This window comes from Mycobacterium seoulense (assembly GCF_010731595.1).
Classification (GTDB): Bacteria; Actinomycetota; Actinomycetes; order Mycobacteriales; family Mycobacteriaceae; genus Mycobacterium; species Mycobacterium seoulense.
This window is the reverse complement of the sequence record NZ_AP022582.1, coordinates 5,459,479-5,473,573: the sequence shown is the minus strand read 5'-3', so window position 1 is coordinate 5,473,573 and position 14,095 is coordinate 5,459,479. Positions and strand designations below refer to the sequence as shown.

Below are 14,095 nucleotides of genomic sequence, written 5' to 3'. Positions count from 1 at the left end.
ATCTATCCCCGCACCAGTCGCGCGTAAACCGCGGCCATCTCCAGCCGGACCGCCAATACCGCCAGTTGCTGCTCGGCGCTGACGGCCCCGCCCACCGCCGGCGCGACGGTCGAACCGGCCGAGCCGCCGGGCCCGTCCGGCACGTCCTCGGCGGCGAGCAGGTACACGTCGTCGAGCCCGGCGGTGCGGGCGGCGACCACCGGCTGTTCGGCGGACAACGTCAGCGCCAGCACCAGCAGCCGGACGGGCAGCGGCCCGTCGATCTGCTCGTCGTGAAAGAGCGCCTCGTCGGGATCCCGGAAGCCGCCGGGCGCCCCGGCGCGCAGCGCGAAGACGGCGTCCGACAACCCGCTGGCGGCGACCACCTGGTGGGCGGTCCGCAGCAGCACCGAGCTGCCGTGCCGCGCCAGCGCCAGCGTCGCCGCGCAGTCGCCGGCCAGCGCCACCTCGCGGCCGGCCAGGCGCGCCGCGATCGTCTTGGCCGGGTTGGTGAACAGCTCGCGGCCCGCGCTGTTGCGCAGCGCCTCGGCGTCCAGCTCGTCGGCCAGCGCCCGCAGGTCGACGCTCGGTCGCTGGTCCACGGTTTGCACGACGGCCAGGCCGGCGGCCAGGTAGCGGCACAGCCCGAACTCGTCGGAGATGGCGAGCCGCGGCGCCAGCACCGCCGCCCGGCCGGCCGCGGAATCCCGCAGCGGCCCCTCGTACGGCGCGACGACGACGACCCGGGCCCCGCGGCGCACCCCGGTCGCGGCGGCGGTCACCAGCGCGGGATCGCCGGGGTCATCGCCCGCGACGACCAGCACGTCGAGCGGGCCGATCCACGGCGGAACCTCGGCGGTCAGCGCGATCGGCTCGGAAGCCGCACCCCCCACCGTCGCGGCCAGCATGGCGCCGGCGCTGTCGGCGGCCCCGCGGCCGGCCACCCAGATCACGCTGCGCGGCCGGTCGTCGGTTCGCAGGGCGTCCAGCGCGCCCTCGTCGACCGCGGCGGCTATCGCGCGCACGTGCGCGCCGGCCGACGACGCCGAGCGCAGCAGCCCGTCACGGTCGGCTGCGAGCAGACCCTCGGTGTCCTCGAGATCGATCGCCCGGACGGCGCTCACGGGGCGACCTCTGCCGGCGCCGCCTGGGCCTCGATCTCCGCGCTGACCTGGGCAACCACCGCGTCGACGTCCTCGGTGCTGCGCGCCTCCACATTGAGCCGCAGCAACGGCTCGGTGTTGGAGCTGCGCAGGTTGAACCAGCTGCCGTCGCCGAGGTCGACCGTGACCCCGTCCACGTGGTCGATGGAATGGATGCGGCTGCCGAAGGACTTCAGCACCGCCTCCGTGCACAGGGACGCGTCGGCGACCGTGAAGTTGATCTCGCCGGACGATTCGTAGCGCTGGTAGTCGGCGGTCAATTCCGACAACGGCCGGTCCTGCTCGCCGAGGGCGGCCAGCACGTAGAGCGCCGCCAGCATGCCGGAGTCCGCGCCCCAGAAGTCACGGAAGTAATAGTGCGCCGAGTGCTCGCCGCCGAAGATGGCGCCGGTGTCGGCCATCAGCGCCTTGATATAGGAGTGGCCGACGCGGGAGCGCAGCGGTGTGCCGCCGCGTTCGGTGACCAGCTCGGGTACCGCCCTCGACGTGATCACGTTGTGGATGATGGTGGCGCCGATCTCCCGGCCCAGCTCGCGGGCGGCCACCAGGCTGGTGACCGTCGAGGGCGACACCGGCCGGCCGCGTTCGTCGACGACGAAGCAGCGGTCGGCGTCCCCGTCGAAGGCCAGCCCGACGTCCGCACCCGTGTCACGCACGTACGCCTGCAGGTCGGCCAGGTTGGCCGGATCCAGCGGGTTGGCCTCGTGGTTGGGGAACGAGCCGTCGAGTTCGAAGTACAAGGGCAGCAAGGTGATCGACTCGATCGCCCCGAGCACCGCCGGCGCGGTGAGACCGGCCATGCCGTTGCCGGCGTCCACCGCCACCCGCAGGGGCCGCAGCCCCGACGTGTTGATCAGCGACCGCAGGAACGTCCCGTAGTCGTCCAGCACGTCGCGGTCGGTGACGGTTCCGGGCCGCCCGTCATAGGGCTGCACGCCCGCGATCACGTCCTCGCTGATGGTGCGCAGGCCGCTGTCGGCGCCGACCGGCTTGGCGGCCGCGCGGCACAGCTTGATCCCGTTGTATGCCGCCGGGTTGTGGCTCGCGGTGAACATGGCGCCGGGGCAGTCCAGCGACCCGGAGGCGAAGTAGAGCTGATCGGTGGAGGCCAGGCCGATCCGCACCACGTCCAGGCCCTGCGCGGTCACCCCTGCGGCGAACGCGGCGGCCAGCGCCGGAGAGCTGTCGCGCATGTCGTGGCCGATCACCACCCGCCGGGCGCCTTCGCCGCGCATCAGCCTGGCGAAGGCCGCCCCCAAAGCGGTGACCAACGGTTCGTCGAGCTCTTCGCCAACCAGCCCCCGCACGTCGTAAGCCTTGACGACGCGGTGCACGGTCGCGGCGAGCCGAGACATGCGGGGCCTCCTGACGCCATCGATTCCTTCGCCTCTTGGCCGTCAGCCTATCGGCCCCCGGGAAACACGGACCGCAGCGGTGCGCGGGGATCGGGCGCGACGCCGCAGCGGTTAGTCGCTGGGGTCGGGCAACACGCGCAGATGCCCGCGGCGGCGACCGGAGGACCGATGCTCCGGCGGCGCGAGCACGCTGCTGCTGGGCGCGGTGGCCTGGGTCCCGCCGTGGGGGATGTGCGGGTCGGCGAAGCCGTTGAGGGGCGAGCCGGTGCCGCCGTAGGGCACGGCGCGCTCGACGGGGCCGCCTTCGCGCACCGCGTCGGCCAGGGCGACCAGGTCGTCCTCATCCGGATGATGGGTGGGCAGCGGACCGGCGTGGCGCACGAGATCCCACCCACGGGGCGCGGTGATCCGGCCGGCGTGGCCGACGCACAGGTCCCACGAGTGCGGCTCCCGCGCGGTCGCGAGTGGCCCCACCACGGCCGTCGAGTCCGAGTAGACGAACGTCAAGGTCGCCACGGCGTAGTGCGGACACCCGGGCCGGCAACAGCGACGGGGAACGTTCACGCCGAAAGGCTATCGTGCACAAACGCCGCTGAAGCGCCGGACACGCGCAACCGGCCGGCCCCCGATGTTCAACCGTTACCATCGGCGCGTGGGCGATTCGCGCAGCTCCCCGCGGAGGGATCGGTCCCAGGGCCGGTTCGCTTCCCGTCGGTCCGCCCGGCGGGGCCGCGACGTGCGCGGCCCACTGCTGCCGCCGACGGTCCCCGGGTGGCGCAGCCGGGCCGAGCGGTTCGACATGGCGGTGCTGGAGGCCTACGAACCCATCGAGCGGCACTGGCAGTCGCGCCTCGCCGAGCTCGACGTGGCGGTCGATGAGATTCCCCGCATCGCGGCCAAGGATCCCGACAGCGTGCAGTGGCCGCCGGAGGTCATCGCCGACGGGCCGATCCCGCTCGCGCGCCTGATCCCGGCCGGCGTCGACGTCCGCGGCAACGCCACGCGGGCGCGAATTGTGTTGTTCCGCAAGCCGATCGAGCGACGGGCCAAGGACACCGTCGAACTCGGTGATTTGCTGCACGAAATCTTGGTGGCCCAGGTGGCCATCTACCTCGATGTCGAGCCTTCGGTCATCGACCCGACGATCGAGGACGAATAGCGCTGGCGCGTTGGCGCCTTCGGCGCGTTAGATGATGCCGCGCTTGAGGCGGCGGCGCTCGCGCTCGGACAGGCCGCCCCAGATGCCGAAGCGCTCGTCGTGCTCGAGGGCGTACTCCAGGCACTCGTGGCGTACCTCGCACCCGAGGCAGATCTTCTTCGCCTCACGGGTGGAGCCACCCTTCTCCGGGAAGAAGGCCTCGGGATCGGTTTGGGCACACAGCGCCCGGTCCTGCCATTGGTCGGCGACAGGCGCCAGCATCGGCTCGGGCTCGAATGCGACTGGCGCATCGGGAACCACGGTCAGGTGCGGCCGAACGGGTCGGACCGGCGCTGAGCCGATAGGGGTGTGCGGCGTGCTCGCCATGACTCCTCGAAGATGTTCGTAAGACATACGGTCGTCCGCCTCCTCAGTTTCATTGAGAGAGTGAGTGGTTCCCACTTTTCTGATGTGTACAGACAATTCGAACAAGTGATCGAATCTCGGTCTGCGACACCGGAACCGGCCGGCCAACCGGGAAATGACACTGTTGTGATTAGACACGGGTTGACCAGCCGGGTCAAGCACTTCGGCGCATTTCCATACCATCTCGTGACCGAATTACGGCGTTTCCGTTGTTTTGCGCATTCGGCGTGTCGATCACACCGCCCACGATTAGGCTTAAGGGCCGCGTAACGGGCCCGCCACCGCACGGTCGTCGGGCAGTACTGTCGTCCACGTGAAGGTCACCGTTCTGGTCGGTGGGGTTGGCGGCGCCCGCTTCCTGCTGGGGGTTCAACAGCTGCTCGGGCTGGGGCAGTTCGAAACGCAACGGCACCCAGACGCGGGACCCGGCAACCACGAACTTAGCGCGATCGTCAACATCGGCGACGACGCCTGGATTCACGGACTGCGGGTCTGCCCGGATTTGGACACCTGCATGTACACCTTAGGTGGAGGGGTAGACCCGGAGCGAGGGTGGGGTCACCGCGACGAAACCTGGCACGCCAAAGAGGAATTGGCGCGCTACGGCGTGCAGCCGGACTGGTTCGGCCTCGGCGACCGGGATATCGCCACCCACCTGGTGCGCACCCAGATGCTGGGCGCCGGCTACCCGCTGTCGCAGATCACCACGGCGCTGTGCGATCGCTGGCAACCCGGCGCCCGGTTGCTGCCGGCCAGTGACGACCGCTGCGAGACGCACGTGGTGATCACCGATCCCGACGACGGCACCCGGCGGGCGATCCACTTCCAGGAGTGGTGGGTGCGCTACCGGGCCGGCGTGCCCACGCACAGCTTCGCCTTCATCGGCGCCGAAAAGGCCACCGCCACAAGTGAAGCTGTCGCGGCCATCGCCGACGCGGACGTCATCCTGCTGGCGCCGTCCAACCCGGTGGTGAGCGTCGGCGCCATCCTGGCCGTCCCCGGGATCCGCGCCGCGTTGCGCTCGGCGACCGCCCCGGTGGTCGGCTATTCCCCCATCATCGGCGGAAAACCCTTGCGCGGCATGGCCGATGCCTGCCTGTCGGTGATCGGGGTGGAATCCACCGCGGAGGCGGTCGGCCGGCACTACGGCGCGCGCGGCGGCACCGGGATCCTGGATTGCTGGCTGGTGCACGAAGGCGACCACGCCGACATCGACGGCGTGGCGGTGACCGCCGTGCCCCTGTTGATGACCGACCCGAAGGCCACGGCCGAGATGGTCCGCGCCGGGCTCGAGCTCGCGGGCGTGCACCCGTGACGGAACACGGCTCGGCGGCGGCGATCGAGATCCTGCCCGTCCCCGGGCTTCCCGAATTCCGGCCCGGCGACGACCTGGCCGCGGCGCTGGCCGCGGCCGCGCCCTGGCTGCGCGACGGCGACGTGGTGGTGGTGACCAGCAAGGTGGTGTCCAAGTGCGAGGGCCGGCTGGTGCCTGCGCCGCAGGACGCCGAGGAGCGCGACCAACTCCGGCGCAAGCTGGTCGACGCCGAGGCGGTGCGGGTGCTGGCGCGCAAGGGCCGCACCCTGATCACCGAGAACCGCATCGGCCTGATCCAGGCCGCCGCGGGCGTGGACGGATCCAACGTGGGCCGCGACGAGCTGGCGCTGCTGCCGGTCGACCCGGACGCCAGCGCCGCGGCGCTGCGCGCCGGGCTGGCAGAGCACCTCGGCGTCGACGTCGCGGTGGTCGTCACCGACACGATGGGCCGCGCCTGGCGCAACGGCCAGATCGACGCCGCGGTTGGCTCGTCGGGTCTGGCTGTGCTGCACGGCTATTCGGGGACCGTCGACCGGCACGGCAACGAGCTGGTGGTCACCGAGATCGCGGTCGCCGACGAGGTGGCGGCGGCGGCCGATCTGGTGAAGGGCAAGCTGACCGCCATGCCGGTGGCGGTGGTGCGCGGCCTGGCTGTGGCCGACGACGGCTCGACGGCGCGGCAGCTGCTGCGGCCCGGCGAGGAGGACCTGTTCTGGCTCGGCACCGCCGAGGCCCTCGACATGGGGCGCCGGCAGGCGCAGCTGTTGCGCCGATCGGTGCGGCGGTTCGGCGCCGAGCCGGTGCCGCCCGGGCTGATCGAAGCCGCCGTCGCCGAGGCCCTCACCGCCCCGGCCCCACACCACACCCGCCCGGTCCGGTTCCTCTGGCTGCAGACGCGCGAGGTCCGGCTGCGGCTGTTGGACCGCATGAAGGACAAGTGGCGGTCCGACCTCGCCGGCGACGGCCGGCCCGCCGACGCGATCGAGCGCCGGGTGGCTCGCGGCCAGATCCTTTACGACGCACCCGAGGTCGTCATCCCGATGCTGGTTCCCGACGGCGCGCACGCCTATCCCGACGCCGCCCGCACCGGCGCCGAGCACACCATGTTCACCGTGGCGGTGGGGGCGGCCGTGCAGGCGCTGCTGGTCGCGCTCGCCGTGCGCGGGGTGGGCAGCTGCTGGATCGGCTCGACGATCTTCGCCGCCGACCTGGTGCGCGCCGAGCTGGAGCTGCCCGCCGAGTGGGAGCCGTTGGGCGCCATCGCCATCGGCTACCCCGAGGAGCCCGCCGGGCCGCGCGACCCGGCGGACGCCGGGGATCTGTTGATCCGCAAGTGAGCCGGGTCCGTTCGGCGATACTCAAGCCCATGAGATTCGCCGGCAAGGCGGCGGCCTCCGCCGAGAAGGCCCGCGGCGGCTACTACACGCCGGTGCCGGTGGCCCGCTTCCTGGCCGCCTGGGTCCGCGAAGCCGGACCACGCATCCTGGAACCCGCCTGCGGCGACGGCGCGATCCTGCGCGAGCTGGCCGCACTCGGCGCTGGAGTCCACGGCGTCGAGCTGGTCGCCGAAGAGGCGGCCAAGGCGCGGGAATTCGCTCCCGTCGACGCGGCGAACCTGTTCGCGTGGCTCGCCACCACCGACCGGGGCGGCTGGGACGGAGTCGCCGGGAATCCGCCCTACATCCGGTTCGGCAACTGGGCGGCCGAGCAGCGCGACCCCGCGCTGGACCTGATGCGGCGCGCGGGTCTGCGGCCCACCCGGCTGACCAACGCCTGGGTCCCCTTCGTGGTGGCGAGCTCGACCCTGGTGCGCGACGGCGGCCGGGTGGGCCTGGTGCTTCCCGCCGAGTTGCTCCAGGTCACCTACGCCGCGCAGCTGCGCGAGTTCCTGCTGAGCCGATTCAGCGACATCACGCTGGTGACGTTCGAGCGATTGGTGTTCGACGGCATCCTGCAGGAGGTCGTGTTGTTCTGCGGGGTGGCGGGCGCCGGTCCCGCCCGCATCCGCATGGTCCACCTCGCCGCCGCCGAATCGCTCGCGGCGGCGGACCTCGACGTCGAATCGGCGCCCGCGCTCCTGCACGAGAACGAGAAGTGGACCAAGTACTTCCTGGACCCGGCCGCGATCCGGATGCTGCGCACGCTCAAGGGGTCGACGGCCATGACCCGGCTCGGGTCGGTCGCCGCGGTGGATGTGGGCATCGTGACGGGCCGCAACAGCTTCTTCACGTTCACCGACGCACAGGCCCGCGAACTCGGGCTGCTGCCCCACTGCGTCCCCCTCGTCTCGCGCAGCGCGCAGTTGTCGGGATTGGTCTACGACATCGACTGCCGCGCGGGCGACCTCGCCGCCGGGCACCGCGGCTGGCTACTCAACGCGCCGCGCGACCCGGCCGACCCCGACCTGGCCGCGCACATCGAGGCCGGCGCGGCCGCGGGGGTGGATCGGGGCTACAAGTGCTCGATCCGCGACCCGTGGTGGAGCACGCCGTCGCTGTGGATCCCCGACCTGTTCCTGCTGCGCCAGATCCACCTGGCGCCGCGGCTGACCGTCAACGCCGCCGCGGCGACGAGCACCGACACGGTGCACCGGGTCCGGCTCGCCGCCGGCGTGGACCCGGCCGCGCTGGCCGCGGTGTTCCACAACAGCGTCACGTTCGCCTTCGCCGAGATCCTCGGCCGCAGCTACGGCGGGGGCATCTTGGAGCTGGAGCCCGGCGAGGCCGAGCAGCTGCCCATTCCCCCGCCCGCGCTCGCCGGCCCGGGGCTGGCCGGTGACGTCGATCTGCTGTTGAGGGCCGGCGAGACCGAGAAGGCGCTCGACCTCGTCGACCGCCACGTCCTGATCGACGGGCTGGGGCTGCCGCCCGAGGTGGTGGCGCAGTGCCGCGCGGCCTGGGTCTCGCTGCGGGATCGCCGGAAACGGCGGGCTTCTCGATGAGCGTGCGGGAGTCGGTGATCGCGCTGCTGTCCGACTGGCAAGCCCCCGACGCGGCGCAGGACGCGTTGCGGCACGCGGTCCTTGCCTTCGTGCTCGCCCGCCCCGACGCCTGCCGGCGCGAGTGCGTGCCGGGCCATGTCACCGCCTCGGCGCTGGTCCTCGACGACACCGGCGAGCGGGTGCTGCTCACCCTGCACCCCCGCGTGGGCCGCTGGGTGCAACTTGGCGGCCACTGCGACGAGGACGACGGCGACATCGTCGCCGCCGCGCTGCGCGAGGCCACCGAGGAGTCCGGTGTCGACGGCCTGCGCATCGCGCCCGGGCTGGCCGCCATCCACGTCCACCCGGTCACCTGCTCGCTGGGCGTGCCCACCCGCCACCTGGACCTGCAGTTCGTCGCGCACGCGCCGGCCGGGGCGCGCATCACGATCAGCGACGAGTCGGAGGACCTGCGGTGGTGGCCGGCCGGCGCGTTGCCGGACGGCGCCGACCACGCGCTGGCGTACCTGGTGGGGCGGGCCCGCCGCCCCTAGCCGCGCACGGACCTAGACGTCGGAGGAGTAGCGGATCCCGCCGTCGGGAATCGAAACGCCGGGCCAGACCCGGGCGCCGCGCAACAGCTCGCAGCGCGCGCCGATGTCGGCGCCGTCGCCGATCACGCCGTCGCGGATGAGCGCCCGCGGGCCGATGCGCGCGCCGAAGCCGATGATGGAGCGCTCGATCACGCTGCCCGCCTCCACCTTGACGCCGTCGAAGATCACCGCGCCGTCCAGCCGGACGCCGGGGCCGATCTCGGCGCCCCGCCCGACGACGGTTCCGCCGACCAGCACCGCGCCCGGCGACACCGCCGCGCCGTCGTGCACCAGCTGCTCGCCGCGGTGCCCGTGCAGCGCCGGCGACGGCGCGATCCCGCGCACCAGGTCCGCCGAACCGCGCACGAAGTCCTCCGGCGTGCCCATGTCGCGCCAGTAGGTGGCGTCTACGTAGCCGCACACCTTGACGTCCGGATCGGACAGCAACGCGGGGAACACCTCGCGTTCGACCGACACCTCGCGGCCCCGCGGAATGCGGTCGATGATGTCGCGCGCGAACACATAGGTGCCGGCGTTGATCTGATCGGTGGGCGGATCCTGCGTCTTCTCCAAAAATGCTGTGACGCGGCCGTTTTCGTCGGTGGTCACGCAGCCGAAGGCGCGCGGGTCGCCGACCCGCACCAGGTGCAGGGTGACGTCGGCCCGGCTGCTGCGGTGAAACTCGAGCATCTGGCCCAGGTCGGCGCCCGAGAGGACGTCGCCGTTGAACACCATCACGGTGTCGTAGCGCAGGTGGCCGGCGACGTTGGCGATGCCGCCGCCGGTCCCCAGCGGCCGCTCCTCGGTGACGTATTCGATCTGCAGGCCCAGCTTGGACCCGTCGCCGAACTCCGCCTCGAACACCGCGGCCTGATACGAGGTGCTCAGGATGACGTGCTCGATGCCCGCGGCGGCGATCCTCGACAGCAAGTGGGTCAGGAACGGCAGCCCGGCGGTGGGCAGCATGGGCTTGGGCGCCGACAGCGTCAACGGCCGCAGCCGGGTCCCCTTGCCGCCCACCAAGATCACGGCATCGACTTGCGGGTTAGCCATGTGAGCGCCGCCCTTCCGCCAGTTTCCGTCTCCGACTGCGCAGCGCGCCGCGCACCATCAGCCGGGACCGTAGCGCCAGCGCGACCCGCAGCACCCAGCGCAGCGGCGCCCGCCACCAACCCGAATGCCGGTCGGCCAGGAACAGATAGGTGCTCGCGTGATGCGCCGCCAGGTGGCTCGCCGGGTCGTCCCCGGTGGAGTGGCCCTTGTGGTGCAGCACCTCGGACGACGGCACGTAGACGCTCAGCCAGCCGGCCCGGCCGAGCCGGTCCCCGAGGTCGACGTCTTCCATGTACATGAAGTAGCGCTCGTCGAACCCGCCGACCTGGGCGAAGGCGGACCGGCGGACCAGCAGGCACGACCCCGACAGCCAGCCGACCGGGCGCTCGGTGGGCTCCAGCCGCTCCTGCCGGTACGCCGCCGTCCACGGGTTGCGCTTCCAGAGCGGCCCGACGACCGCGTGCATGCTGCCGCGGACCAGGCTGGGCAGGTGGCGCGCCGACGGGTAGACCGAGCCGTCCGGATCGCGGATGAGCGGGCCCAGCGCCCCGGCGCGCGGCCAGCGGGTGGCGGCGTCGAGCAGGGCGTCGATGCTGCCGGGGCCCCACTGCACGTCCGGGTTGGCCACGATCACCCAGTCGTCGTCGACCTCCGGCGTCTCGGCGAGCTGCGCGACCGCGCGGTTGATCGCGGTGCCGTACCCGAGGTTGGCCCCGGTGTGGAACAGCCGCACGTTCGGGTAGCGCTCGACGGCGGCCTGCGGGGTTCCGTCGGTGGAGCCGTTGTCGGCCATCACCACGCACACCGGCCGCTCGGTGGCCAGCGACAACGAGGCCAGGAAGCGCTCGAGGTGCGGGCCCGGTGAATAGGTCACCGTCACGACCGGCAGGACGTCAGTCACGCGTAGAGGGTAACGGTCGATCGGCGGCGACGGTGGTATCGGTGGCGGCCAGCGCCGCGACAAGCGCAGCGCGCCAGGGCCTTAACGGCCGCAGCCCGGCCGCGGCGGACCGGCGTCCCGACAGCGCGGAGTAGCTGGGGCGCGGCGCGGGGCGGGGGAATTCCGCGGTGCTGACCGGATGCACCCGGGCCGGGTCGGCGCCGCACTCCTCGAAGATCGCCCGGGTCTGCTCGAAGCGGGACACCGCGCCCTCGTTGGCGGCGTGCAGGATGGGCCCGGGCACGCGGTCGTCGACGATTTGCAGCAGGGCCGCCGCCAGGTCGCCCACGTAGGTCGGGGAGCCGACCTGGTCGTGGACCACCCGCACCGGGCCGTCCCCCGCGGCCAGCCGGCGCATGACGGCGACGAAGTCCTTGCCGTCGCCGCCGGTGTAGACCCAGGCGGTCCGGACGATGACGGCCTCCGGCAGCGCCGCCAGCACGGCCTGCTCCCCGGCGAGCTTGCTGCGCCCGTACACGCCCACCGGGGCGGTTGGGTCGTCGGGTTCGTACGGACGCGGGTCCGCCCCGCCGAAGTCTCCGTTGAACACGTAGTCGGTGGAGACGTGGATGAACCGCGCGCCGGCGCGCGCGCAGGCCTTGGCGATGTTCTCGGGGCCGGCGGCGTTGACGGCGTAGGCGCCGGCCTCGTCGCTCTCGGCGCCGTCGACGTCGGTGTAGGCCGCGCAGTTGATCACCACGTCGCCGCGCTGGACGATCCGCTCGGCGGCCGCCGGGTCGGTGATGTCCCACTGCGACGACGTCAGCGCCAGCACGTCGCGGCCCTCGGCGGCCGCCAGCGAGCGCAAAAAGCCGCCGAGCTGCCCCCCGGCACCGGCGATCACGATCCTGCTCGACATCGTTCGAGTCTGGCATGCCCGGGAAAGCACGGGCGAACGCCCGGGGCGCGCGGGGCCTCGCTACCCACGAAGCGTCTGTGTCGCAAGTAACCTAGTGGGATGCCTGTGCAACGTGTGATTCGTGTGATTGCCACTGCGCTCACGCTCGCGGTCGTCCTCGGCACCGGGCTGGCGTGGAGCAACGTCCGGTCCTTCGAGGACGGCATCTTTCACATGTCCGCACCCTCGCTCGGCAAGGGCGGCGACGACGGCGCGATCGACATCCTGCTGGTCGGCCTCGACAGCCGCACCGACGCCCACGGCAACCCCCTGTCCGCCGAGGAACTGGCCACCCTGCGGGCCGGCGACGAGGAAGCGACCAACACCGACACGATCATCCTGATCCGGATCCCCAACAACGGGAAGTCGGCGACCGCCATCTCGATCCCCCGCGACTCCTACGTCGCGGCCCCCGGGCTGGGCAAGACGAAGATCAACGGCGTCTACGGCCAGACCCGCGAGGCCAAGCGCACCAGCCTGGTCAAGGCCGGCGACTCGGCCGAGGACGCCGCGGCGCAGGGCACCGAGGCCGGGCGCGAGGCGCTGATCAAGACCGTCGCCGACCTCACCGGCGTCACCGTCGACCACTACGCCGAGATCGGCCTGCTCGGCTTCTCCTTGATCACCGACGCGCTCGGCGGCGTGGACGTCTGCCTCAAAGAGCCGGTGTTCGAACCGCTTTCGGGCGCCGACTTCCCGGCCGGCCCGCAGCGGCTCGACGGGCCGGAGGCGCTCAGCTTCGTCCGCCAGCGCCACGAGTTGCCGCGCGGCGACCTGGACCGGGTGGTGCGCCAGCAGGTGGTGATGGCCTCGCTGGCCCACCGGGTCATCTCCGGCAAGACGCTGTCCAGCCCCACCACCGTCAAGAGGCTGGAGGCCGCCGTGCAGCGCTCGGTGGTGATCTCCCAGGGTTGGGACGTCATGGATTTCGTCCAGCAGATGCAGAAGCTGGCCGGCGGCAACGTCGCGTTCGCCACCATTCCGGTGCTGGACGGGGCCGGCTGGAGCGACGACGGCATGCAGAGCGTGGTGCGGGTGGACCCGCGCCAGGTGCAGGACTGGGTCAGCGGGCTGCTGCACGACCAGGAGCAGGGCAAGACCGAGGAGATCGCCTACACCCCGGCGAAGACGACCGCCAGCGTGGTCAACGACACCGACATCAACGGCCTGGCGTCGGCCGTCTCGCAGGTGTTGACCGCCAAGGGATTCGGCGCCGGCACGGTCGGCAACAACGACGGCGGCCACGTCAAGGGCAGCCAGGTGCGGGCCGCCAAGACCGACGACCTCGGCGCCCAGGAGGTGTCCAAGGAGCTGGGCGGGCTGCCCGTGGTCGCCGATCCGTCCGTCGCGGCGGGCTCGGTCCGGGTGGTGCTGGGCAACGACTACAGCGGCCCCGGCTCGGGGCTCTCCGGCACCGCGTCGGTGATGCCCGCCAAGGTGTCCAACGTCGGTTCGGTGGCGCCCGACCCCAATGTGCCTGCGCCCTCGCCGATCCTGACCGCCGGTTCCGACAAGCCCGAGTGCATCAACTGAGCACGCTCTCCGGCGCCATCCTCGACCCGATGCTGCGGGCCGACCCGGTCGGCCCGCGCATCACCTACTACGACGACGCGACCGGCGAGCGGATCGAGTTGTCCGGGGTGACGCTGGCCAACTGGGCGGCCAAGACCGGCAACCTGTTGCGCGACGAGCTGGGCGCCGGGCCGGGCAGCCGGGTCGCGATCCTGCTGCCCGCGCACTGGCAGACCGCGGCCGTGCTGTTCGGGGTGTGGTGGATCGGCGCCGAGGCGGTGCTCTCGGGCCCGGCGGACCTGGCGCTGTGCACCGCCGAACGGCTGGACGACGCGGACTCCGCGGTGGCCGCATCGGGGGGTGAGGTGGCGGTGCTCTCGCTGGACCCGTTCGGCCGCCCGGCCCCCGAGCTGCCGATCGGGGTCACCGACTACGCGACGGCCGTGCGGGTGCACGGCGACCAGATCGTTGCCGAACGCCATCCCGGTCCGGCGCTGGCCGGCCGATCGGTCGACGAGGTGCTCGCCGATTGCCGAACATCGGCCGCAGCAAGGGAATTGACGGCGACCGACCGGGTCCTGTCCACCGCCCCGTGGTCGGGACCCGGGGAGCTGGTGGATGGCCTGCTGGCGATCCTGGCCGTCGGCGCGTCGCTGGTGCAGGTGGCCAATCCCGACCCGTCGGCGCTGCAGCGCAGGGTCGAGACCGAGAAGGTCACCCGGGTGTTGTAGAGCCGCCCACCGGCCCCAATTCATATTGATATCGCAATATTTCAATGTTAACGTCGAGCGAGCATCAGCTGA

At 72.2% G+C, this 14,095-nt stretch carries 14 protein-coding genes; 7 read left to right on the top strand and 7 right to left on the bottom strand.

Annotated elements, in window-relative coordinates:
- Positions 1 to 2: 2 nt before the first annotated feature.
- The 3 genes from G6N37_RS25505 to G6N37_RS25495 all read right to left on the bottom strand — a co-directional run bounded on the left by G6N37_RS25505 (position 3) and on the right by G6N37_RS25495 (position 3,061).
- On the bottom strand, positions 3 to 1,103 hold the full coding sequence (locus G6N37_RS25505; protein WP_163684285.1) for a TobH protein: 1,101 nt from the start codon (positions 1,101 to 1,103) through the stop codon (positions 3 to 5).
- Positions 1,100 to 2,497, bottom strand: coding sequence for a phosphomannomutase/phosphoglucomutase (locus G6N37_RS25500; protein WP_163684283.1), 1,398 nt, complete (start codon positions 2,495 to 2,497; stop codon positions 1,100 to 1,102). The genes G6N37_RS25505 and G6N37_RS25500 overlap by 4 nt, the downstream gene beginning before the upstream one ends.
- Positions 2,498 to 2,608: 111 nt before the next feature.
- Complete coding sequence (locus tag G6N37_RS25495) at positions 2,609 to 3,061, bottom strand: DUF3499 domain-containing protein (RefSeq protein ID WP_163684281.1); 453 nt, start codon at positions 3,059 to 3,061, stop codon at positions 2,609 to 2,611.
- Between the two features lie 172 nt (positions 3,062 to 3,233).
- On the opposite strand from G6N37_RS25495, the gene G6N37_RS25490 reads away from it, so the two are divergent.
- Positions 3,234 to 3,656 (top strand): metallopeptidase family protein, encoded by a 423-nt coding sequence (locus G6N37_RS25490; protein ID WP_163685502.1) that lies wholly within the window; start codon positions 3,234 to 3,236, stop codon positions 3,654 to 3,656.
- A 27-nt stretch (positions 3,657 to 3,683) separates the two neighbouring features.
- Here the strand turns inward: G6N37_RS25490 and G6N37_RS25485 are convergent, their stop codons facing one another.
- A complete protein-coding gene (locus tag G6N37_RS25485; protein WP_083169899.1) occupies positions 3,684 to 4,022 on the bottom strand; it encodes a WhiB family transcriptional regulator in 339 nt (112 codons plus the stop codon).
- 352 nt (positions 4,023 to 4,374) lie between these two features.
- On the opposite strand from G6N37_RS25485, the gene cofD reads away from it, so the two are divergent.
- The 4 genes from cofD to G6N37_RS25465 are packed head-to-tail and all read left to right on the top strand — an operon-like array spanning position 4,375 to position 8,850.
- Complete coding sequence (gene cofD / locus G6N37_RS25480) at positions 4,375 to 5,376, top strand: 2-phospho-L-lactate transferase (protein ID WP_163684279.1); 1,002 nt, start codon at positions 4,375 to 4,377, stop codon at positions 5,374 to 5,376.
- On the top strand, positions 5,373 to 6,713 hold the full coding sequence (locus tag G6N37_RS25475) for a coenzyme F420-0:L-glutamate ligase (protein WP_163684277.1): 1,341 nt from the start codon (positions 5,373 to 5,375) through the stop codon (positions 6,711 to 6,713). The genes cofD and G6N37_RS25475 overlap by 4 nt, the downstream gene beginning before the upstream one ends.
- Before the next feature lie 29 nt (positions 6,714 to 6,742).
- Positions 6,743 to 8,317 carry an Eco57I restriction-modification methylase domain-containing protein gene (locus G6N37_RS25470; RefSeq protein WP_163684275.1) on the top strand — a complete coding sequence of 525 codons (1,575 nt, stop codon included), beginning with the start codon at positions 6,743 to 6,745 and terminating at the stop codon, positions 8,315 to 8,317.
- Positions 8,314 to 8,850, top strand: a complete 537-nt coding sequence (locus tag G6N37_RS25465; RefSeq protein WP_163684273.1) for an NUDIX hydrolase — start codon at positions 8,314 to 8,316, stop codon at positions 8,848 to 8,850. The genes G6N37_RS25470 and G6N37_RS25465 overlap by 4 nt, the downstream gene beginning before the upstream one ends.
- Positions 8,851 to 8,862: 12 nt before the next feature.
- Here the strand turns inward: G6N37_RS25465 and manB are convergent, their stop codons facing one another.
- The 3 genes from manB to rfbD are packed head-to-tail and all read right to left on the bottom strand — an operon-like array spanning position 8,863 to position 11,741.
- Positions 8,863 to 9,942, bottom strand: coding sequence for a mannose-1-phosphate guanylyltransferase (gene manB / locus G6N37_RS25460; protein WP_163684272.1), 1,080 nt, complete (start codon positions 9,940 to 9,942; stop codon positions 8,863 to 8,865).
- Positions 9,935 to 10,843: a glycosyltransferase family 2 protein gene (locus G6N37_RS25455; RefSeq protein ID WP_163684270.1), complete on the bottom strand. Its 909-nt coding sequence runs from the start codon at positions 10,841 to 10,843 to the stop codon at positions 9,935 to 9,937. Before G6N37_RS25455 ends, manB begins: the two co-directional genes overlap by 8 nt.
- On the bottom strand, positions 10,836 to 11,741 hold the full coding sequence (gene rfbD, locus G6N37_RS25450; RefSeq protein WP_163684266.1) for a dTDP-4-dehydrorhamnose reductase: 906 nt from the start codon (positions 11,739 to 11,741) through the stop codon (positions 10,836 to 10,838). Before rfbD ends, G6N37_RS25455 begins: the two co-directional genes overlap by 8 nt.
- A 99-nt stretch (positions 11,742 to 11,840) precedes the next feature.
- Between rfbD and G6N37_RS25445 the strand changes: the two genes are divergently transcribed.
- Complete coding sequence (locus tag G6N37_RS25445; RefSeq protein WP_163684264.1) at positions 11,841 to 13,313, top strand: LCP family protein; 1,473 nt, start codon at positions 11,841 to 11,843, stop codon at positions 13,311 to 13,313.
- Complete coding sequence (locus tag G6N37_RS25440; RefSeq protein ID WP_197745720.1) at positions 13,301 to 14,023, top strand: TIGR03089 family protein; 723 nt, start codon at positions 13,301 to 13,303, stop codon at positions 14,021 to 14,023. The genes G6N37_RS25445 and G6N37_RS25440 overlap by 13 nt, the downstream gene beginning before the upstream one ends.
- Positions 14,024 to 14,095 lie beyond the last annotated feature (72 nt).

What these genes read in the sequence shown, in the direction of transcription:
- G6N37_RS25500 (WP_163684283.1), bottom strand. Translation starts at nt 2,497, where the DNA reads ATGTCTCGGCTCGCCGCGACCGTGCACCGCGTCGTCAAGGCTTACGAC.
- G6N37_RS25485 (WP_083169899.1), bottom strand. Translation starts at nt 4,022, where the DNA reads ATGGCGAGCACGCCGCACACCCCTATCGGCTCAGCGCCGGTCCGACCC.
- G6N37_RS25470 (WP_163684275.1), top strand. Translation starts at nt 6,743, where the DNA reads ATGAGATTCGCCGGCAAGGCGGCGGCCTCCGCCGAGAAGGCCCGCGGC.
- G6N37_RS25465 (WP_163684273.1), top strand. Translation starts at nt 8,314, where the DNA reads ATGAGCGTGCGGGAGTCGGTGATCGCGCTGCTGTCCGACTGGCAAGCC.
- manB (WP_163684272.1), bottom strand. Translation starts at nt 9,942, where the DNA reads ATGGCTAACCCGCAAGTCGATGCCGTGATCTTGGTGGGCGGCAAGGGG.
- rfbD (WP_163684266.1), bottom strand. Translation starts at nt 11,741, where the DNA reads ATGTCGAGCAGGATCGTGATCGCCGGTGCCGGGGGGCAGCTCGGCGGC.
- G6N37_RS25445 (WP_163684264.1), top strand. Translation starts at nt 11,841, where the DNA reads ATGCCTGTGCAACGTGTGATTCGTGTGATTGCCACTGCGCTCACGCTC.